The organism is Cupriavidus oxalaticus (assembly GCF_038900635.1).
Classification (GTDB): Bacteria; Pseudomonadota; Gammaproteobacteria; order Burkholderiales; family Burkholderiaceae; genus Cupriavidus; species Cupriavidus oxalaticus_B.
Genome location: NZ_JAYMRX010000002.1, coordinates 1 through 17,742 on the forward strand (window position 1 = coordinate 1; position 17,742 = coordinate 17,742).

At 68.0% G+C, this 17,742-nt stretch carries 15 protein-coding genes; 8 read left to right on the forward strand and 7 right to left on the reverse strand.

What is annotated here, in order from left to right:
* The first annotated feature begins 162 nt into the window (after positions 1 to 162).
* A protein-coding gene (locus tag VSR71_RS04290) for an IS5 family transposase (protein ID WP_342913114.1) occupies positions 163 to 980 on the forward strand; the annotation gives its coding sequence in 2 pieces (ribosomal slippage) (positions 163 to 511 and positions 511 to 980; 819 coding nt in all).
* A 105-nt stretch (positions 981 to 1,085) separates the two neighbouring features.
* On the opposite strand, the gene VSR71_RS04295 is transcribed toward VSR71_RS04290, so the two are convergent.
* From VSR71_RS04295 to VSR71_RS04305, 3 genes are all read right to left on the reverse strand, one after another.
* On the reverse strand, positions 1,086 to 1,670 hold the full coding sequence (locus VSR71_RS04295; RefSeq protein ID WP_342912687.1) for an SAM-dependent methyltransferase: 585 nt from the start codon (positions 1,668 to 1,670) through the stop codon (positions 1,086 to 1,088).
* 2 nt (positions 1,671 to 1,672) lie between these two features.
* Positions 1,673 to 2,026 carry a mechanosensitive ion channel protein MscS gene (locus VSR71_RS04300; protein ID WP_342912688.1) on the reverse strand — a complete coding sequence of 118 codons (354 nt, stop codon included), beginning with the start codon at positions 2,024 to 2,026 and terminating at the stop codon, positions 1,673 to 1,675.
* A 275-nt stretch (positions 2,027 to 2,301) separates the two neighbouring features.
* Complete coding sequence (locus VSR71_RS04305) at positions 2,302 to 4,761, reverse strand: DUF3772 domain-containing protein (RefSeq protein WP_342912689.1); 2,460 nt, start codon at positions 4,759 to 4,761, stop codon at positions 2,302 to 2,304.
* A 474-nt stretch (positions 4,762 to 5,235) separates the two neighbouring features.
* Here VSR71_RS04305 and VSR71_RS04310 point away from each other — a divergent pair, with 474 nt between their 5' ends.
* The 3 genes from VSR71_RS04310 (at position 5,236) to VSR71_RS04320 (ending at position 8,037) form a co-directional block, all read left to right on the forward strand.
* Positions 5,236 to 5,907 carry an alpha/beta hydrolase gene (locus tag VSR71_RS04310; protein ID WP_342912690.1) on the forward strand — a complete coding sequence of 224 codons (672 nt, stop codon included), beginning with the start codon at positions 5,236 to 5,238 and terminating at the stop codon, positions 5,905 to 5,907.
* 150 nt (positions 5,908 to 6,057) lie between these two features.
* Positions 6,058 to 6,807 carry a BON domain-containing protein gene (locus VSR71_RS04315; RefSeq protein ID WP_342912691.1) on the forward strand — a complete coding sequence of 250 codons (750 nt, stop codon included), beginning with the start codon at positions 6,058 to 6,060 and terminating at the stop codon, positions 6,805 to 6,807.
* 90 nt (positions 6,808 to 6,897) lie between these two features.
* Positions 6,898 to 8,037, forward strand: a complete 1,140-nt coding sequence (locus tag VSR71_RS04320; RefSeq protein WP_342912692.1) for a DSD1 family PLP-dependent enzyme — start codon at positions 6,898 to 6,900, stop codon at positions 8,035 to 8,037.
* A gap of 61 nt (positions 8,038 to 8,098) precedes the next feature.
* On the opposite strand, the gene VSR71_RS04325 is transcribed toward VSR71_RS04320, so the two are convergent.
* Complete coding sequence (locus tag VSR71_RS04325) at positions 8,099 to 9,415, reverse strand: MFS transporter (RefSeq protein WP_342912693.1); 1,317 nt, start codon at positions 9,413 to 9,415, stop codon at positions 8,099 to 8,101.
* A 125-nt stretch (positions 9,416 to 9,540) separates the two neighbouring features.
* Complete coding sequence (locus VSR71_RS04330) at positions 9,541 to 11,199, reverse strand: choline dehydrogenase (RefSeq protein ID WP_342912694.1); 1,659 nt, start codon at positions 11,197 to 11,199, stop codon at positions 9,541 to 9,543.
* A 132-nt stretch (positions 11,200 to 11,331) separates the two neighbouring features.
* Here VSR71_RS04330 and VSR71_RS04335 point away from each other — a divergent pair, with 132 nt between their 5' ends.
* Positions 11,332 to 12,252 carry an IclR family transcriptional regulator gene (locus VSR71_RS04335; protein ID WP_342912695.1) on the forward strand — a complete coding sequence of 307 codons (921 nt, stop codon included), beginning with the start codon at positions 11,332 to 11,334 and terminating at the stop codon, positions 12,250 to 12,252.
* 67 nt (positions 12,253 to 12,319) lie between these two features.
* A complete protein-coding gene (locus tag VSR71_RS04340) occupies positions 12,320 to 12,913 on the forward strand; it encodes a uracil-DNA glycosylase family protein (RefSeq protein WP_342912696.1) in 594 nt (197 codons plus the stop codon).
* A gap of 6 nt (positions 12,914 to 12,919) precedes the next feature.
* Here VSR71_RS04340 and VSR71_RS04345 read toward each other — a convergent pair whose 3' ends face one another.
* Positions 12,920 to 14,242: a HAMP domain-containing sensor histidine kinase gene (locus VSR71_RS04345; RefSeq protein ID WP_342913115.1), complete on the reverse strand. Its 1,323-nt coding sequence runs from the start codon at positions 14,240 to 14,242 to the stop codon at positions 12,920 to 12,922.
* A gap of 9 nt (positions 14,243 to 14,251) precedes the next feature.
* Positions 14,252 to 15,556 carry an alpha-hydroxyketone-type quorum-sensing autoinducer synthase gene (gene cqsA / locus VSR71_RS04350; RefSeq protein WP_342912697.1) on the reverse strand — a complete coding sequence of 435 codons (1,305 nt, stop codon included), beginning with the start codon at positions 15,554 to 15,556 and terminating at the stop codon, positions 14,252 to 14,254.
* A gap of 458 nt (positions 15,557 to 16,014) precedes the next feature.
* On the opposite strand from cqsA, the gene VSR71_RS04355 reads away from it, so the two are divergent.
* Entirely contained in the window at positions 16,015 to 16,950 is a 936-nt protein-coding gene (locus VSR71_RS04355; RefSeq protein WP_342912698.1) for a dioxygenase, read from the forward strand.
* Positions 16,951 to 16,990: 40 nt separating this feature from the next.
* Positions 16,991 to 17,740, forward strand: a complete 750-nt coding sequence (locus tag VSR71_RS04360) for an SDR family oxidoreductase (RefSeq protein WP_342912699.1) — start codon at positions 16,991 to 16,993, stop codon at positions 17,738 to 17,740.
* Positions 17,741 to 17,742: the final 2 nt, after the last annotated feature.

Genomic DNA, 17,742 nt, shown 5'->3' on the forward strand with positions numbered 1-17,742 from the left:
CGCGGGCGATAACGCCCAAGCGCGCACCGAATCTCGCATCGAAGTCGAGGGGAATCGCTCATTGAACTCACTTGGCCACGCTCTCACGGTCAACTCGGCGCTGCGGACGTTGTTTTGAACACCATCCTTAACCTCATCCGTTGTGACAACGGGACAGAGGGGATGGGCAAGCCAATCATTGATGACGAATTGTGGGCACTGATCGAACCGCTTCTTCCTCCGGCCAAGCCGCGACGATTCCGATATCCGGGTCGCATGCCGGTGTCGGATCGGGCAGCATTGACAGGCATCCTGTTTGTGTTGAGAAGCGGCATCCGGTGGAACGAACTACCCGCCGAGATGGGTTGCGGCTCCGGTGTCAGTTGCTGGCGTCGGCTACGCGATTGGCAAAGTGCCGGCGTATGGGATCGGTTGCACGAGATCCTTCTAGCCAAGCTACGCGCGGCCGATCGCATCGATTTCTCACGCGTCGTCATCGATTCCTCTTCAGTTCGAGCGATTGGGGCGGGCCAAAAACAGGCCCGAACCCCACCGATCGCGCGCGACCAGGTTCCAAGCACCACGTCGCCACCGACGCCAACGGCACGCCGATCGCGGTCATCCTGACCGGCGCGAACCGCAACGACATTACCCAGCTCCTGCCTCTGATCGAAGCGATTCCCGCTATCCGGGGATGTCGAGGTCGACCTTTGCGCAAGCCTGGGCGCATCTACGCTGATCGCGCGTACGACTACGACAAATATCGCAGGCCGCTTCACGCTGCCGGCTTCCCGACTTCGATCGCTCGGCGTGGCCAGCCGCACGGCAGCGGACTCGGCAAGATCCGCTGGGTTGTAGAGCGCACTCATGCTTGGTTGCATGCATTCCGGCGTCTGCGCACTCGCTTCGAGCGTCGCGCCGACATCCATGAAGCCTTACTCAAGCTGGCCTGCTGCCTCATTTGCTGGCGCACCCTTCAGCGTGACGAGTCTTCATTTTGAAATGAGTTCTAAGGCAAGCCAACCACATCGTCAAAAGTCAAGGCTGCAAAAAGGGGGTGAGTCGTCATGCTGCCAGCCGCAGCCCCAACCCCAGCCACACCTTAATCAGGCCAGCCTCATCTCCAACTGCCTGGACCACAAATCCATCGTGAAATCCGGCTCCTGATGATGGATATGCCGATACAGCCCGGGCTGCGCGCCGATCGCGTCATGCACCGCCTGCGCGGTGATCTGCTGCTCCGCGAACAGATGCCGGAAGTGGCAGGCGACGATGACGCCGTCATCGGCCAATGCGCCCGCCGCAAGCGCTGCGACCTCGTGCCAGTCGGGCTTCGGGAAGTAGTACCCGAGTTCGGAAAACACGATCAGGTCGAACGGTCCCTCGGGCCAATGCTGTGGCAGTTCACCTGTCAGCACCTGCACGTGCGCAAACTCCGCCACGCGCTGCCGCGCCTGCCCGGCAGCGCTGTCGGCCAGTTCCATTGCCACCAGCGCATCGCAGCGCGGCGCCAGTTCGACGGTAAGATGCCCCCCGCCGCAGCCGGGCTCGAATGCGCGTGCGAAGCGTGCGCGCGGCAGCGTCGCCATCAGCAGCGCGCGCTTGCGTGCCTCGTACCAGCGCGTGCCGATGCCCCAGGGGTCGTCCTGCCGGCCATACAGCCGGCTGAAGTATTCGCGGTCGACCGGCATGCTCAGTAGCCGTAGTACGGCTGTTGCTGGTAGTAGCGGGACGGCTGCGGGCCGCACGGCACGTACGCGCCGTCGTAATCGCTGTAGCAATAGCCCGGCGGCACCGCCGGCGCCGCGTACGACACCGGCGCGGGGGCATAGGTGACCGGCGGCGGCGCCACTGCCACGGGTGCGGCCACTACCGGCGCCGAGGCCAGCGCGGCGCCGAAGGCCAGGCCGACCAGCGCGCCGACGGCGAGGACCGCGCCGGCATTCGACCCGCCGCCATGGTGGCGGCCGCGCGCGGACGCGGGGCCGGCGGCTACCAGGGCCACGGCCAGGGCGGCCGCGGCGACGATTCGGGTGGAGGGGCGCATGTCGGACTCCTTGAGATGCAGCTTGTGTCCCTGAATGATGGATGCAAACTGCCCCGTAAGGTGTTTCGCCGCGGAGGCCGACTTGTTAGCTTTGTAACAGGGGCTTTTTACGGGGCCGGTTTTTAACAGGCCGTAAGACAGCCCCTGTCACGTACTCTGTCACGCACCCAGTCCGGAACGCCTCCCCAGGATTTTGGCCAGCCTGCCCGGGCCCGCGCAGGGCGGGCGTGCCGGGGTTCAGAGCACGTATCCAGCGGGCACCGCGAACGGCGGAGTTACCCCGCCGCGTACGCGCGCTGCGATGCTTCTCCGAACGGCGGCAGGTTCTCCAGTCGCAGCGATTGCGGCTCGGTCAGCGCGATGTCCGCGGCGCGCAGGCGCTTGAGGATTTCGAACAGCAGGTCGCTGCGCACGTTCGCGGCGATGCGCGGGCTGCTGACGTAGCCTGTCACCGACAGCGTGATGCCGTTGGACGCCAGCTGGCTGAACATGACCGACGGCGCCGGCACGTCCAGGATGGCCTCGTTCTCCTTGTAGACATCGATCAGCAGGTCGCGCAGCTGTTCGGGATCGGTATTGAGCGGGAACGTCAGCTGCAGCGACACCACGCCCTGCGTGCTGTTGCTCATGGTCACGTTGCGCACGTTCTGCGAGATCAGCTGCGAGTTGGGCACGATCACGGTCGAGCGGTCGCCCAGCTGGATCTCGGTCGCGCGCACGTTGATGCGGCGGATGTCGCCCTCCACGCCGGCCAGGCTGACCATGTCGCCGACCTTGACCGGGCGCTCGGTCAGCAGGATCAGTCCCGAGACAAAGTTCTTCACGATCTCCTGCAGGCCGAAGCCGATGCCCACCGACAGCGCGCTGACGATCCACGCCAGGTTGTCCCAGCGCACGCCCAGCAGCGACAGCGTCAGCAGCACCAGCAGCACATAGCCGACATTGCTGAACAGCGTGATCAGCGATGCGCGCAGCCCCGGCTCCTTGCACACCTTGGGCAGCAGCTCCGCGTCGAGCCAGCGCCGCACCGAACGCAGCAGCCAGATGCCCACGCCGAGCGCCAGCACCGCATTCAGGATGCGGTCCGGCATGATGTTCAGGCTGCGCAGCTGCTCGCCACCCAGCACCGTCAGCAGGCTGTTGAGCAGGTCCGCCGGCGTGGTGCCGAAGCCGCCGGTCAGCAGCGCCACCACGGCCACCAGCAGCAGCACGCTGGCGCCGATGCCCGACAGGATGGTCGAGGCCTGCTCCAGGTGCGAATCGTCGACGCCGAACAGCTGCTTGATGACGCGGCCGCTGGCGTGGCTGGTCGACAGCACGGCCTCGCAGACATCGCGCGTGACCTGCGTCAGCAGGTACAGGCTGCACAGCACGATGTCGAACCAGACCAGCTCATAGGTCAGGAAGCGCGCGAAGCTGATATAGCCGGCCAGCAGCGCGACCATCGACACGATCACCAGCACGGTCACGGCGGCGTGGATCATGCCGGCCAGCGTGGCGCGCGCCTCCGGGCGTTCGCCCGCGGCGGCGAGTTCGTTGCGCACGCGGTTGGCGCGCAGCAGCGCCGCGCCGATGGTCAGCACCACCACGAGGGATACCAGCCCGCGGCCCAGCAGCGTGACCTGCACGGTGGTATCGGCGATGCGGTTGATCTGCTCGAGCGTGCCGGCGAGCAGCAACAGGCCGGCCAGCACGGCGGGGAAGGGCTTCATCGCCAGCGCGACCGGATCGGCCAGCGCGGGCAGGCGCCAGCTGGGGTGCCGCGTGCACAGCAGCGCGCGCCCCAGCCCGACGATCAGCGCGCTGGTCAGCGTCAGCTTGACCAGCTGCGCGTACAGCGCCATCACGTCGGGCGGCAATTCATAGTTGCGCGCGAAGGCGTGGTACACCAGCTGCACCGCGAGACCGGTGGTGCAGACCGTTGCCAGCGTCGTCGCCAGCGCCAGCGCGCTGCGGCGCAGGCGTGTCTCGGGCAGCCGCGTCAGGCAGAACCACGCCAGCGCGCGCTCGGCAAGGCGCCGTCCCAGCGTCCATACCGCCAGCGCGAGCAGCAGCAGCGCCACCGTGGCCGCGAGCTGCGATGGCTGCCACGCCAGCTGCAGCATCGGCGCCACCTGGTCGCGGAAGCCGTCCAGGCGCGCCTGGTCTTCCGGCGGCGGGCTGAACAGCGGCTGCCAGAACTGCGGATTCAGGATGCTTTCCGAGCGCAGCGCGAGCTGGTCCTTCAGGTGGCCGCGCTCCAGCCGGCCCAGTTGCTCGCTCAGGTTGGCGATGTTCTCCTTGCTTTCGGCGGCCTGCTTGAGATGGGCATCGAGTTGCGTGCGGCGCGCATTGAGCTCGGCACGCTGCTTCACCACGGCGGGCGCTTCCTTGGTGGTGCCATCGGCGGGCGGCGGCCCGAGCACGTCGAGCTGCGCCTGCAACTGGGCTCGCTGCGGCGTCAGCGCCGCGGCGAGCTTGCCGACGTCGGTGTCGAGCCGCTGCAGCGTTTCCTGCAGGTCATGCAGCCTGGTATTGCCGTCGGGGTCGGAGGCCTGCTGCTTGACGCTGTCCTGCTCGGTCTGCAGGCGCTTGAGTTCGGCGGTGGCCTCGGCGTGCGTCAGCGCGGGCGCTTGCGCGGCGGCCTCGGCTTCCGAAGCGGTCTCTGCGGCATGGACTGCGGGCAGGGTAGCCGGCATCAGGTGGCATAGGGCAGCGAGCGCAAGGCCCAGTGCGAGCCGTGAAGCTTTGCTCATGGCGGATTCTCGTCGGGTGGTGACGGCTTGCGGCGCTCCGGCGGCGGATGGAAATGGCAAGGCACGGTGCGGGCAGGGCCACATGGCGCTGCGTCGCGATTCCGCTGCGGAACGGCCGGGTCACCGGCGATGAACACGGGAAGGGAGGGCTGCGTACAGTCCATCCGCTTCGGCGAATCTGGGTCAGCCACGAGAAAGGCCCGCGGGCGAAGCCGCAAGCCGGCAATGCGTGGCACGAGTCGTGCTGACCGATCGCGGCGGGTCCATTTTCGGGGCCGCCGCGGCTCGGGCAATTATACGAAAGCGTTCAGGTCACATGCCCCGCACAAGCGGCGCCTGGGGCACCGGCGGGCAGAATTTTGCGCCATGGTGCACGCGCGCCGGCAAGGCGGGCGGCATGCTCGCCACAATCGCATTACCATCACGGCTTTCGCGGGCCGGCAAGCGGTCCGAACGACATTGCAAGGAGTATTCATGGGGGTACCGTCTGCCACGGAAACGGCGCACCTGGCCGGCGCCGCCGGGCCGATCGAGATGCTGGTCGACCGTCCCGCCGGCGCGCCGCGCGGGATCGCGGTGGTGTCGCATCCGCACCCGCTGCTGGGCGGCTCGGCCACGCACAAGGTGCCGCACCAGCTGGCCAAGGCGCTGCTGGCGCGAGGCTTTCTCACCGTGCGGCCCCACTTCCGCGGCGTGGCCGGCTCTGGCGGCGAGCACGACCAGGGCCGCGGCGAGACTGACGACATGCTGGCCGTGGTGGCGCAGTTGCGCGACGACCACCCCGGCCTGCCGCTGGCGCTGGCGGGTTTTTCATTCGGCGCGTTCGTGATGGCGCAGGTGGCCGCCACGCTGGCGGCGCAGGGCGTGCCAATCCGTCACCTGGTGCTGACCGGCCTGCCCTATGGCACGGTCAAGGCCCATCGCAGCTATGACACGCCGGCGGTGCCAGCCGATTGCCTGGTGGTGCATGGCGAGCGCGACGAGCGCGCGGAACTGCCGGCGCTGTTCGACTGGGCCCGTCCCCAGGCGCTGCCGGTGGTGGTGGTACCGGGCGCAGATCATTTCTTTACCGGCAAGCTGCCGTTGCTGGTGCGCATCGTCAGCCAGTACCTCGACCGGCCCGACGGGGAGGGCCGAAGCGCATGACGTTGTTGCGCATCGTGTAAAAACTGCGTCCCGCGGCGCTGCCCCGAGCGCCATGCGGCCCGCACCGGCGCAAGGGCATGTTTTGTGCTACCGATATCAAGGCTAGGACGTCAGATCATCAAGGCTAGGACGTCAGATCGGAGGCAATCCATGAAAGACTATCCACCGTCGGAAATTCGGGACACCTGGCGCCACCGTGGCTACGCCGACCCCGACGATACCCGCCAGGCACGCCACTGGCGCAGCGGCGACACCGGCGGCTCGCCATATGGCTATGGCGAGGCCCGCTATGGCCTGGAGGATGAAGACGACGAGCGGCCCACGCGCCCTTCGCGCTGGGCCGCGCAAGCGGGGTCGCGCCGCATGCCCAAGGGCTACCAGCGCACCGACACCCGCATTCGCGATGATCTGTGCGAGCGGCTCGCACACGCCGATGACGATGTCTCGGATGTCACCGTCGACGTCGGCTCGGGCATCGTCACGCTGGCCGGCACCGTCCGGGACCGCGACGCCAAGTTCCGTATCGAGCAAATGGCCGAGGATGTGCTCGGCGTCAGTGAAGTGCGCAACAACATCCAGATGGCGCGGCCGGGCAGCGTCGGCGAGCGTGCCGGCGGAGCAGCGCGCGGCGAGGATCGGGACTTGGGCTGGAGTCAGGGTCCGGGTCAGCAGCGGGTCGGCCAGTCCACCGGCCAGCGCCGGCAGGTCGGCTCCCCGGCCGGCGACGTGCTGTACATCGTGCAAGGCTCGGACGGGCGTTTCCTCGCCAACGAGCGCGGCGAGGCGGTGATGGTGAGGTCGATCGCGCAGGCGGGCCTGTTCGACGATGCCGATGTGGCCCGCGCCGCTGCCGCTGAGCACTGCGGACGCGGCTACCGCCTGCTGGCCACGCGCCGCTAGCGCGTTTGCGCACGCAAGTCTGTGCGCAAGGGCACGCCGGTGTTATCGTGAGGGCCCACGGCAAGCACTGCCGCCACCGGGCCCCACACCATGCATGAAGCCAGCGTATTCCGGCCGCCGCACGCGGCGGTCGGCCAATCGTTGTCAGCGTTGTCTACCCCTGCGCTGCTGATCGAACTCGATGCCTTTGAAGCCAACCTGGCGCGCATGGCGGAACTTGCCGAACGCGCCGGCGTAGCGCTGCGCCCCCATGCCAAGGCGCACAAGTGCGTGGCGATCGCGCAGCGGCAGGTCGATGCGGGCGCGGTTGGCATTTGCTGCCAGAAGCTGTCCGAGGCGTATCCCTTTGCCGCCGCCGGTATCGCCAGCATCCACCTGAGCAATGAGTTCGTCGGCGCCGACAAGGCCTCGATGGCGGCCGAACTGGCGCGCCACACGCGCTTGTCGATCTGCGTGGACGATGTGCGCCAGGTCAGCGAGGTCGGCGCCGCCGCGGCGCGCGCCGGCGTGCGCATCGCGGTGTTGCCGGAGGTGGACGTGGGGCAGGGCCGCTGCGGCGTGGACAGCGACGAGGCCTTGCTGGCGCTGATCGATGCGATCGATACCGAAGCCGCGCTGTATTTCGGCGGCCTGCAGGGCTATCACGGCGGCATCCAGCATATCGAGGCATGGGCACAGCGGCGCGAGGCCGCGCAGCGCGCGGCCGAGGCCACCGCCGGCTACCTGCGCGCGCTGGAACGGCGCGGGCTGCGCTGCCCGGTGGTGACCGGCGGCGGCACCGGCACCGCCGAGTTCGACCTTGAGAGCGGCGTCTACACCGAAATCCAGCCGGGCTCGTACCTTTTTCTCGACGGCCATTACGGCTCGCTCGAATGGGAAGGCGCGCTGCGGCCGCTGCATTCCCTGTTCGTGGCATCGACCGTGATGAGCGCGGCGCGCGCCGGCGTGGCCGTGTGCGATGTCGGCCTGAAATCGGTCGCGGTCGATTCCGGCCTGCCGCACGTATGGCCGCGCGATGCCGACGGCGCGCTGGAGTACGTTGCCGCCAACGACGAGCATGGCGTGCTGACGGTGACCGACGCCGACAGCCGCGACCTGCTGGGCGAGCGGCTGTGGCTGGTGCCGGGCCATTGCGATCCCACCGCCAACCTGCACGATGCCTACGCGTGCGTGCGCGGCGAGCGCGTGGAAGCGGTATGGGCCATCGAGGCGCGCGGGCTGAGCCGATGAAGGTCGCCCGGTTAGCCTGGCTCAACTTGCTCAACTGGCTCGATCAACTGGCCCGGCGCGCTCAGCGCGCCGGCGCGTTGCCTTCGCGCGGCAGCCCGACGCCCGCGCGCCGCTCGATCAACGCCACCGACAGCGCCGACACCAGCCCTGCAAAGGCCACGTAGGCGCAGATCTGCCACGGCTTGCCGCCGCCCGACCTGAGCAGCGCGGTGGCAATGATCGGCGTGATGCCCGAAGCAAAGATGCCGGAGAACTGGTAGACGAAGGAGATGCCGGTATAGCGCACGCGAGCATCGAACAACTCGCAGAACAGCGCGGCTTCGGGCCCGTACACCGCGGCATAGAAAATGCCGAACGGCACCACGATCGACAGCCACAGCAGCATCATGCTCTGCCCGCTGTTCAGCATCAGCCAGAACGCCGGGAACGCCGACAGCGCCGTGATCAGAGAACCCCAGAAGTACACCCGCGTGCGGCCGATGCGGTCGGACAGGTGGCCGAAGAACGGGATGAAGAAACACATCGCGATCGCGGCGGCCATCACGCCCACCAGCGCTTCGGTGCGGCTGATATTGACGGTCTGCGTCAGGTAGCTGATCGAAAACACGCCGAAGATATTGAAGAAGACACCGTCGATGTAGCGCGCGCCCATGCCCTTGAGGATATTGCCCGGGTAGCGGCGCATCATGTCGAAAAAGGGGATGCGCGTTTCCGCATTGCGCTGCTTGACGCGGGCGAACTCGGGTGTCTCTTTCACGTTCAGGCGGATATACATGCCGACGAACACCATCCCCGCCGAGATCAGGAAGGCGACGCGCCAGCCCCACGACAGGAACTGCGCATCGGTCAGCGTCAGCGACAGCAGCGCCACCACGCCCGAGGCCAGGCACAGCCCGATGGCCAGCCCGATCTGCGGCAGCGAGGCATAGAAGCCACGCCGCTCCGGCGGCGCATATTCGTACGCCATCAGGACCGCGCCGCCCCATTCGCCGCCCAGGCCGATGCCTTGCAGCACACGCAACAGCAACAGCAGGATCGGCGCGGCGATGCCAATGCTTTCATAGGTGGGCACCAGTCCGATCAGGAAGGTCGACACGCCCATGATCATCAGCGTGATCACCAGCATGCTCTTGCGGCCGACCTTGTCGCCGAAGTGGCCGAAGATCACGCCGCCCAGCGGCCGCGTGACAAAGCCGACCGCAAAGGTGGTGTAGGCCAGCATGGTGGCGACCAGCGGGTCGTCGCCGGGAAAGTACAGCTTGTTGAAGACCAGGCCGGCGACGACGCCGTACAGGAAGAAGTCATACCATTCGATGGTGGCGCCGATCACCGACGCCAGCGCTACCTTGCGCACCGCCTGTTCATTGGGGCTTGTCATTGCTGTCTCCTCTGGTGGTGGGAGGCGTCCGCTTTAATCGTCATCATGGTCGTATTGGACGCCGCGTGCACTGCAGGGTCGGCCTTGTCGTTGTCAGCGCCGGCCGTGGCGCTTGTCGAAAAACGTCAGGCGACCGCCGCCATTGGCGCGCGCTCGGCGATTTCCGCCGACAGCGGCTCGCGCCGCGCATCCTCGCGGATAAAGTCGGCGGCACGCTCGGCCATCATCACCACCGGCACGTTGGTGTTGCCCGACACCAGCGTCGGCATCACCGAGCAGTCGACCACGCGCAGGCCGCCCACGCCATGCACGCGCAGGCGCGCGTCGACGACGGCGAGCGGATCGTGCGCGGGGCCCATCTTGGCGGTGCCCGACGGGTGGAAGATGGTGGCGCCGTACTCGCGGCAGAAGTGCAGGATCTCGTCGTCGCTCTGCACCGCATTGCCGGGGCGGAATTCGCGCTGCATCAGCCCGCGCATTGGTTCTGCCTGCGCCACGCGGCGCGCGTAGCGGACCGCGGCGACGGTGCAGCGACGGTCCAGCTCGGCGGACAGGTAGTTGGGCTGCATCGAAGGCGCCTCGAATGGATCAGTGCTGCGGATGCGCACCGTGCCGCGCGATGCCGGCCGCAACTGGCAGACCGAATAGGTGCAGCCCGAGAACGGATGCACGTTGCCGCCGGCCATGTCCGCGGACAGGGTGGCGAAATGGAACTGTGTGTCGGGCGTGGCGCTTTCCGGCAGCGCACGGCAGAACATGGCGCCCTGGTTGATGCCGATCGCCAGCGGCCCCCTGCGCATCAGCAGCCATTCCAGCCCCATGCGCGCCTTGCCCGCCAGGGAGCGCAGCTGGTCGTTGGTGGTGATGGGCCGCGCCACTTCGTAGATCAGGCGGATCTGCAGGTGGTCCTGCAGGTTCTCGCCGACGCCCGGCAGCGCCTGCACCACCGGCACGCCCATCTCCTGCAGCAGCGGGGCGGGGCCGATGCCTGACAGCTGCAGCAGCTGCGGCGACTGCAGCGCGCCGGCGCACAGGATCACCTCGCGGCGCGCTCGCAGGATATAGGGCAGGCCGTCTTTGATGTAGCGCACGCCCACCGCGCGCTTGCCCTCGAACAGCACCGCGGTGGTGTGGGCATCGGTCTCGACGCGCAGGTTGGCGCGAGTGCGTGCCGGCCGCAGGTACGCCACCGCGGTGGAGCAGCGCCAGCCATTGCGCGTGGTGAGCTGGTAGTAGCCCACTCCCTCCTGGTCGCCGTTGTTGAAATCGGTCTTGCGCGGCAGGCCCAGCGCCTGCCCGGCGTCGATGAAGGCATCCACCAGCGGGTGCCGGCGGTCGATGGAGGTGGCGTTCAGCGGGCCCGCGGTGCCGCGCGTCGGGCCGGCGCCGAGGTCGTTGTTCTCCAGCTTGCGGAAGTAGGGCAGGCAGGCGTCCCACTCCCAGCCGGGGTTGCCCAGTGCAGCCCAGTGGTCGTAGTCCTGGCGCTGGCCGCGCACGAAGATCAGGCCGTTGATGGCGCTGCTGCCGCCCAGCGTGCGCCCGCGCGGCCAGTAGATGCGGCGGTTCAGCATGTTGGGGTCGGGATCGGTGTAGAAGCCCCAGTTCACTTCTTTGTGGAACATCGTCTTGCCGTAGCCGATGGGGATATGGATCCACGGGTAGCGGTCCGGCGGGCCGGCCTCGAGCAGGCAGACCGAATGACGGCCGTCCTCGCTGAGCCGGTTGGCCAGCACGCAGCCGGCCGAGCCGGCGCCTACCACGATGTAGTCAACGCTTTGCGACATCGTTGCTGTCTCCTTTGATGGCCGGCGATCTGTCCCGCTGTTCCGGCATCGATCTATAATCTGAAACGTTCTGTTCCGAATTTTATTTTTCAAAAGTGGAATGGAAAGCCCAATCGCGAGGAGACGCCGGTTGTGAAACAGAACGTGTCAATCCCGTTTCAGAATCGCAGTGCAGCAGAGGCTGTCAGCAATTCGTCGGCAGCCACAAGCCTGGCCACCGACGCAAGCGCGGCCGCTGCCGGCGATGACGACGCCCGCAGCCTGCGCGCGCTGACGGTGCTGGCTAGCCTGGCCCGCGCCCAGCATCCGCAGACCCTGTCGCAGCTGGCGCAGCGGCTGCATGTGCCCAAGGCAACGCTGATGCGGCTGCTGGCCGCGATGGAGCGCGCCGGCTTCGTGGTCAGGATGCCCGCCGAGCGCGGCTTCGTGCCCGGGCCTGGCGCCAGCGCACTTGCATTGCAGACGCTGCGCAGCCCGCCGGTGCTGCGCGAGTGCCGGGCGATCCTGGCCCGGCTGGTGACGAACCTAGGCGAGACCTGCAACCTGACCGCGCTGGACGGCGACCGCGTGCTGTACGTGGAGCGCGTCGAGACGCACGAGCCGTTGCGGCTGCAGCTGTCGCCGGGTATCCACGTGCCGCTGCATTGCACCGCCAGCGGCAAGCTGTTCCTGGCCGCGATGAGCCGGCTGGAGCGGCGCCAGATGCTCGGGCGCCTCGCGCTGACGCGCAACACGCCACGCACCTTGTCGGACCTGGCGTCGCTGGAGGCGGAACTGGATCGGCTGGGCACGCGCGCGATCGGCGTCGACCATGAGGAATTCGTGCGCGGCATGTGCGCGGTGGCGGTGCCGGTACTGGAGCCCGGGCCGAAGTCGGGGACGGGGACGGGGCCGGGATCGGAGGTGAGGCCGAAGCCGGCGCGGCGTCAGGTGGTGGCCGCCATCGCCTGCCATGCGCCGACGGCGCGCGTGTCGATGGATGCCTTGCTCAAGGCGGTGCCGATGCTGCAGGGTGCCGCCGACGAAATGGCGCGGATCCTCTGCGCGCCATAGCGGGTAACGCGCCTTGCCGGGCAAGCGCTTACACTGGGAAGCCCCGCATTCCCCAGCCCCGCTGATCTTGCCTCGTACCCGATCCACCACGCTTGACCGGCTCCTCGCCGACATTGCCGCCTGCCGCGCCTGCGCCTTGCCGCATGAGCCCAGGCCGGTGGTGCAGGCAGGCGCCCATGCGCGCCTGCTGATCGTCGGCCAGGCGCCGGGACGGCGCGTGCATGAAACCGGCATCCCCTGGAACGACCCTTCCGGAGACCTGCTGCGCAGCTGGCTGCAGCTGACGCCGGAGCAGTTCTATGACGCCGGCAAGGTGGCGATCGTGCCGATGGGGCTATGTTATCCGGGCAAGGGCGCCAGCGGCGACCTGCCGCCGCGGCGCGAATGCGCGCCGCTGTGGCATGCGCCGCTGCTGGCGTCCATGCCGGATATCCGGCTGACACTGCTGGTCGGCCGCCACGCACAGGCCTGCTACCTCGGCAGCCGGGCCGGAGCGACGCTGGCCGATACCGTTGCCGCCTGCGCCGACTACCTGCCAGCGTTCTTTCCGCTGCCGCATCCCAGCCCGCGCAACCGCTTCTGGCTGCAGCGCCACCCGTGGTTCGATACCGATGTGCTGCCGCGGCTGCGGCAGCAGGTGGCGCTGGCGCTGTCAGGCTGATGTCGCTCAGTGGTCCTTGTGCGGGAAGCGGATCTCGAACTCGGTGAACTCATGCTCGACGGAACGGCAGCTGATGCCCGCGCCCCAACTGGTCAGCACGTTCTGGCAGAACGCCAGCCCGATGCCGGTGCCGCGGTGCGCCGGGTAGGAAAAGAAGGGCTGGAACATGCGCGCCAGCACCTGAGGGGGCACCCCGGTCGCGGTGTCGCGGAAGGTGACGTGCACCCCGTCCGGCCGCACCTCGCAGCAGATCCGGATATCGCCCTTGCCGGCGCGCTTGATCGCTTCGAGCGCGTTCTTCAGCAGGTTGGTTATGACCAGCCCGAACAGCTGCGCGTTGCCGAGCACGCGCACCGGGCCGGGCAGATCGAAGGTGACGATGTCGCGGCCCGGTTCATCGAACGGGAACCGGGCGATGGTGTCGCGGATCACGCCGCCCAGCTCGAACAGCTCGCGCGTGGCCTTTTCCGGGTTCTTGGAGTTGGCCACCAGCAGTTCGATGCTGTTGCTGATATGCGCGATGTCGGACTCCATGCGCGCCACCGCCTGCATCAGCCCCTCGCGGCGCGGCGCGTCCTGGTCCAGCGCTGCCGGCAGCCGCGCCTTGAGGCCGCAAGCGCTGACGCTCAGGCTGGTCAGCGGCGTACGCAGCTCGTGCGCAACGGTGGCCAGCGCGGCCGCCATGCCGCGCCGCTTCTGCTCGATCAGCAATTGGCGGTCAAGCTTGATCACCACCAGCACCGAGATCACGAAGCCGATGATCGGCAATTGCAGCAGCACCGGCTCCCACGGGATCCCGCCCATGGAATTGCCGGCCAGCACGAACAGCGCCACCGCGGCCGCCGCGCCGGACAGCAGCGAGATGGTCGCGAACGCCGTATTGAAGTGATAGAGGATCACCACGGCGATGATGACCGACTCGGCCCAGGCCATCGACCCGCCGTTCTCCAGGTACAGGAAGATGAAGGCGAACGGCATGCCCACCGTGATCGCAAACAGCGCGTAGGGCGGCAGCCAGCGCCGGTGCGAGAACGCGCTGGCGAACAGCAGCGGCACGAACAGCGCGGTGCAGATCAGCCGCAGCCACAGGCTTTCGTAGGGCTGCGGGAACACATAGGACCAGATCAGGTAGTAGAGCGGGTGCCCGATGACCCCCAGCGCGCCCACCATCTGGATCCGCCGCAGGCGGATGACGCTTTCCTCGTCCAGCAGGATGGCCCGTGCCGCGGTTTCGAACACCGACTGCCAGGCCCGGCGGGCAAGGCTGCAAAGGCCGGAGAAACCGGTACGGCGCCTGCGGCCGCCTGAGTCGGCCAACTCTGCTTCCATCTCCAACGGCTACTCCTCATGGGAGCTTGCGGCGAGCTCCTCTTTGGGATTGGGGGATTTGCGCCGGCTGCGGCGCGTCGATGACCATTCTTCCAGACGCACCTCGTCGCGGATACTGGCGAGGACGCTGACCAGCCGGTCGATTTCACCGGCGCTAAGTTTCGCATGCAGGGTAAGTCGCATCAATGCCCGATTCTTGGGGGTTGCCGGCGAGCAGAATACCGCGCCGAAGATGCCGCGCTGCTGCAGCGCATTGCGCAGGACCATCACCTGCGGCTCGGTGCCTGCCTCCAGCCCGATGATCTGCTCGGAGCCGTCGCTGATGTTGTACCCCAGCGCACTGATCGCTTCGCGGGTTTGGCAGGTGATCGCATGCAGCTGCTCGCGCCGCTGGTCTGCCGCGGCGATGAAATCGATGGCGGCGTCGAACCACGCGACCTCGTGGCGCAGCAGCCCCGAACTGAAAATGGCCGGGCGCGACTCGACCGCGAAGAAGTCCTTGAACCGGCTGGAGCAGGTGACGAAGCCCGCGCGCCCGGCGAAGGCCTTGGCCAGCGACGCGGTGCGGAAATGCACCCGTTCCGACAGCCCCAGCGCCGGCACCAGCCCGCCGCCCGACGGCCCGTGGGTGCCGAGCGAGTGCGACTCATCCACGACCAGCACTGAACCCGTAGCTTCCGCCACTGCGACATATTCCTCCAGCGGCGCCACGGCGCCGGTGGTGGAGTACACCGCGTCGACCATGATCACGCCGGGGCCGAAGCGCTCGGCCTGGCGGCGCGCATGGCCCACGTCGTTGTGGCGGATCGGCACGGCCTGCGCGCCGGCGGCGGTGATGCCTTCCCACAGCGAGGCGTGGCCGTTCATGTCAATATAGACCGGCACGCCCGGCCCGGCGATGCATTGCACCAGGCCGACATTGGCGGCCCAACCCGACTGCGCGATCAGCCCGTCCTCGGCCTGCATCAGGTTGGCCAGCTTGCGCTCGACGTGCCGTTGCGGGGTCTCGCCGTACTGGAACACGGACGACATCAGCAGCTCGGGCCGTTCGTCCAGCAGCGCGCGCGCCTGCGCCTCCAGCAACGGCCGCTCGCCCAGCAGGCAGAGGTAGTCGTTGCTGCTCAGGTGCAGCGCATCGGGACCCGGCTTGCGCCCGTGCAGCAGGTGGTCGCCGCCCCAGAGCTTGCCCAGCCGGGCATCGAAATGCTCTGACATGCGGGCTGCGATCCACTGCGGCAGCGGCGGCGTGGCCACGCTGCGGGGCGGGCAGGGAACGGGGTGCGTCGGCTGCGGACGCTGGGCGGCGGAGAACATCGGTTTTCCTCTGGTAGGTAGGAGGGATCGAAGGGGATCGCTGGCGGCATTGCCAGAAACCCGGGCATCGCAGGCACGTCGGGCTTTCTGCACGTTAGCGATTACTGTGCCAAGTCCTCGGCAACGATTGTGACCGGGCTTCCACCAGCTCAACGCTTGTATGAGCGGGAAGGGCCACGCTGCCGTTGCATTGTGGCGCGGCCAGCGCTCGCTGGCATGCCGGTTAACGCCGATTTAGTGCCTGGCAAGGCATATATAGGCAGATGTACCCACAAATACCACCCTCCGCCCGGGCGGGAAGTGCCTAGGGTTTGTCCCGAGAATGCGGCGTAGCGGCTTGTTTTGATTGCGATTTTCCCTGGGAGACGCGCATCGCGGGTGCGCCGGTCCGAACTTTCACCTTGACCTCCCGCGTGGGCCGCCGATAATGATGCAAACGTTTGCAAAGGAGGCATGACATGGACACATCGATCGCGCGGCAGGTATCGCCGGCCCCGCGCCCCACGCTGATAGACGACGAGCATTCGGTCACCGGCATCGTCCTGGCCGCGATGGCGGAAACCGCCAACCCACGCCTGCGCTTCGTCATGGATGCGCTGGTCCGGCATCTGCACGGTTTTCTGCGCGAAGCCCGCCTGACCGACGAAGAGTTCGAGTTCGCGCTGGGCTGGCTTGCCAGCATCGGCCATGCGACGCACGCCACGCACAACGAGGTCGTGCTCGCCGCCGATGTGCTGGGTTTGTCGACGCTGGTGACGGTGATGAACAACAGCACCCGCGACGGCCGCACGCCCGGCGCCTTGCTGGGACCGTTCTACCGCGCCAACGCGCCGCGCTATGCCTGCGGCGACTGCGTGGTGCAGGACGACGCGCCCGGCCTGCCGCTGCTGGTCAGCGGCACCGTGCGCGGCACCGACGGCACGCCGCTGGCCGGCGCGCTGGTCGAGGTATGGCAGGCCTCGCCGGTAGGCCTGTACGACAACCAGGACCCGGCCCAGCCCGACCGCAACCTGCGCGGCTGCTTTCATACCGATGCCGACGGCGGCTACCGCTTCCGCACGGTGCGCCCGGCCGGCTACCCGGTGCCGACCGACGGCCCGGTCGGCGCGCTGCTGGCCGCGCAACAGCGCCATCCGTACCGGCCGGCGCATATCCACTTCATCGTCGCGGCGCCGGGACATCGGACGCTGGTGACGCAGGTGTTTGCCGACGAGGCCGACAAGCTGGCCTCGGATGTCACCTTCGGCGTGCACCGGCAACTGGTCGGCACGCTGCAGCTGCACGACCAGGGCAGCAGCGCGTGGGGCGACGTGCCGGCGCCGTTCTACACGCTGGACTTCGACTTCACGCTGGAGCCGGGGCAGCAGACCTTTCCCAAGCCGCCGATCGACTGAACGCCGGCCGTTTTCCTTTCACGCAAATTCAACTCCGAACATGAGCGCATCCCCCCTTTCCGGCAAGGTTGCCGTGATCCTCGGCGGCACCGGCAGCATCGGCTTTGCCGCCGGTGAAACACTGGCCCGACTCGGCGCGAGCATCGTCCTGACCGGCCGCGACGCCGACAAGGCGGCCAGCGCGGCGGCCGCGCTGCCAGCCGGCAACCATCTTTCCGCCGTCGCGGAAGTTGCCGACAGCGCCTCGCTGCGCGCGCTGGCCGACGAAGTCATCTGCCATTACGGCCGGGTCGACATGCTGGTCAATACCGCCGGCTTTACGCGGGCAATCCCGCATGGCGACCTCGACGCGCTCGACGACGCGCTGATCGACGAACTCTTCGCCATCAACTGGCGCGGCCAGTTCGCCGCGATCCGTGCCTTCGCCCCGCACCTGCGCGCCCATGGCGACGGGCTGGTGGTCAATGTCGGCTCCATCGCGGGGCGCAACGGACAGGGCAGCAACGTGGCGTACTGCGCGGCCAAGGCCGGGCTCGATGTCATGGCGATGTCGCTGGGTCGCGCACTGGCGCCGCAGATCCGCGTGCTGAACGTCTCGCCCGGCGTGGTCGACAGCGCGTTCGTGCCCGGACGCGACAGCAGCTTCAACGAGCGCGCCGCCAGGACCACGCCGTTGCAGCGCATCGGCCAGGCGCAGGACGTGGCCGATGCCATCGCCGCGTGCGCGACCTCGCTGCGCTTTGCCACCGGCACCACCATCGTCGTCGACGGCGGCCGGCAGCTCGGCTAGAC

Bases quoted from the DNA above. Each gene is read 5' to 3' on its own strand.
- VSR71_RS04295 (WP_342912687.1), bottom strand. From the start codon at position 1,670: ATGCCGGTCGACCGCGAATACTTCAGCCGGCTGTATGGCCGGCAGGAC.
- VSR71_RS04355 (WP_342912698.1), top strand. From the start codon at position 16,015: ATGGACACATCGATCGCGCGGCAGGTATCGCCGGCCCCGCGCCCCACG.
- VSR71_RS04315 (WP_342912691.1), top strand. From the start codon at position 6,058: ATGAAAGACTATCCACCGTCGGAAATTCGGGACACCTGGCGCCACCGT.
- VSR71_RS04325 (WP_342912693.1), bottom strand. From the start codon at position 9,415: ATGACAAGCCCCAATGAACAGGCGGTGCGCAAGGTAGCGCTGGCGTCG.
- VSR71_RS04300 (WP_342912688.1), bottom strand. From the start codon at position 2,026: ATGCGCCCCTCCACCCGAATCGTCGCCGCGGCCGCCCTGGCCGTGGCC.
- VSR71_RS04330 (WP_342912694.1), bottom strand. From the start codon at position 11,199: ATGTCGCAAAGCGTTGACTACATCGTGGTAGGCGCCGGCTCGGCCGGC.
- VSR71_RS04360 (WP_342912699.1), top strand. From the start codon at position 16,991: ATGAGCGCATCCCCCCTTTCCGGCAAGGTTGCCGTGATCCTCGGCGGC.
- VSR71_RS04320 (WP_342912692.1), top strand. From the start codon at position 6,898: ATGCATGAAGCCAGCGTATTCCGGCCGCCGCACGCGGCGGTCGGCCAA.
- VSR71_RS04310 (WP_342912690.1), top strand. From the start codon at position 5,236: ATGGGGGTACCGTCTGCCACGGAAACGGCGCACCTGGCCGGCGCCGCC.
- VSR71_RS04305 (WP_342912689.1), bottom strand. From the start codon at position 4,761: ATGAGCAAAGCTTCACGGCTCGCACTGGGCCTTGCGCTCGCTGCCCTA.
- cqsA (WP_342912697.1), bottom strand. From the start codon at position 15,556: ATGTTCTCCGCCGCCCAGCGTCCGCAGCCGACGCACCCCGTTCCCTGC.
- VSR71_RS04345 (WP_342913115.1), bottom strand. From the start codon at position 14,242: ATGGAAGCAGAGTTGGCCGACTCAGGCGGCCGCAGGCGCCGTACCGGT.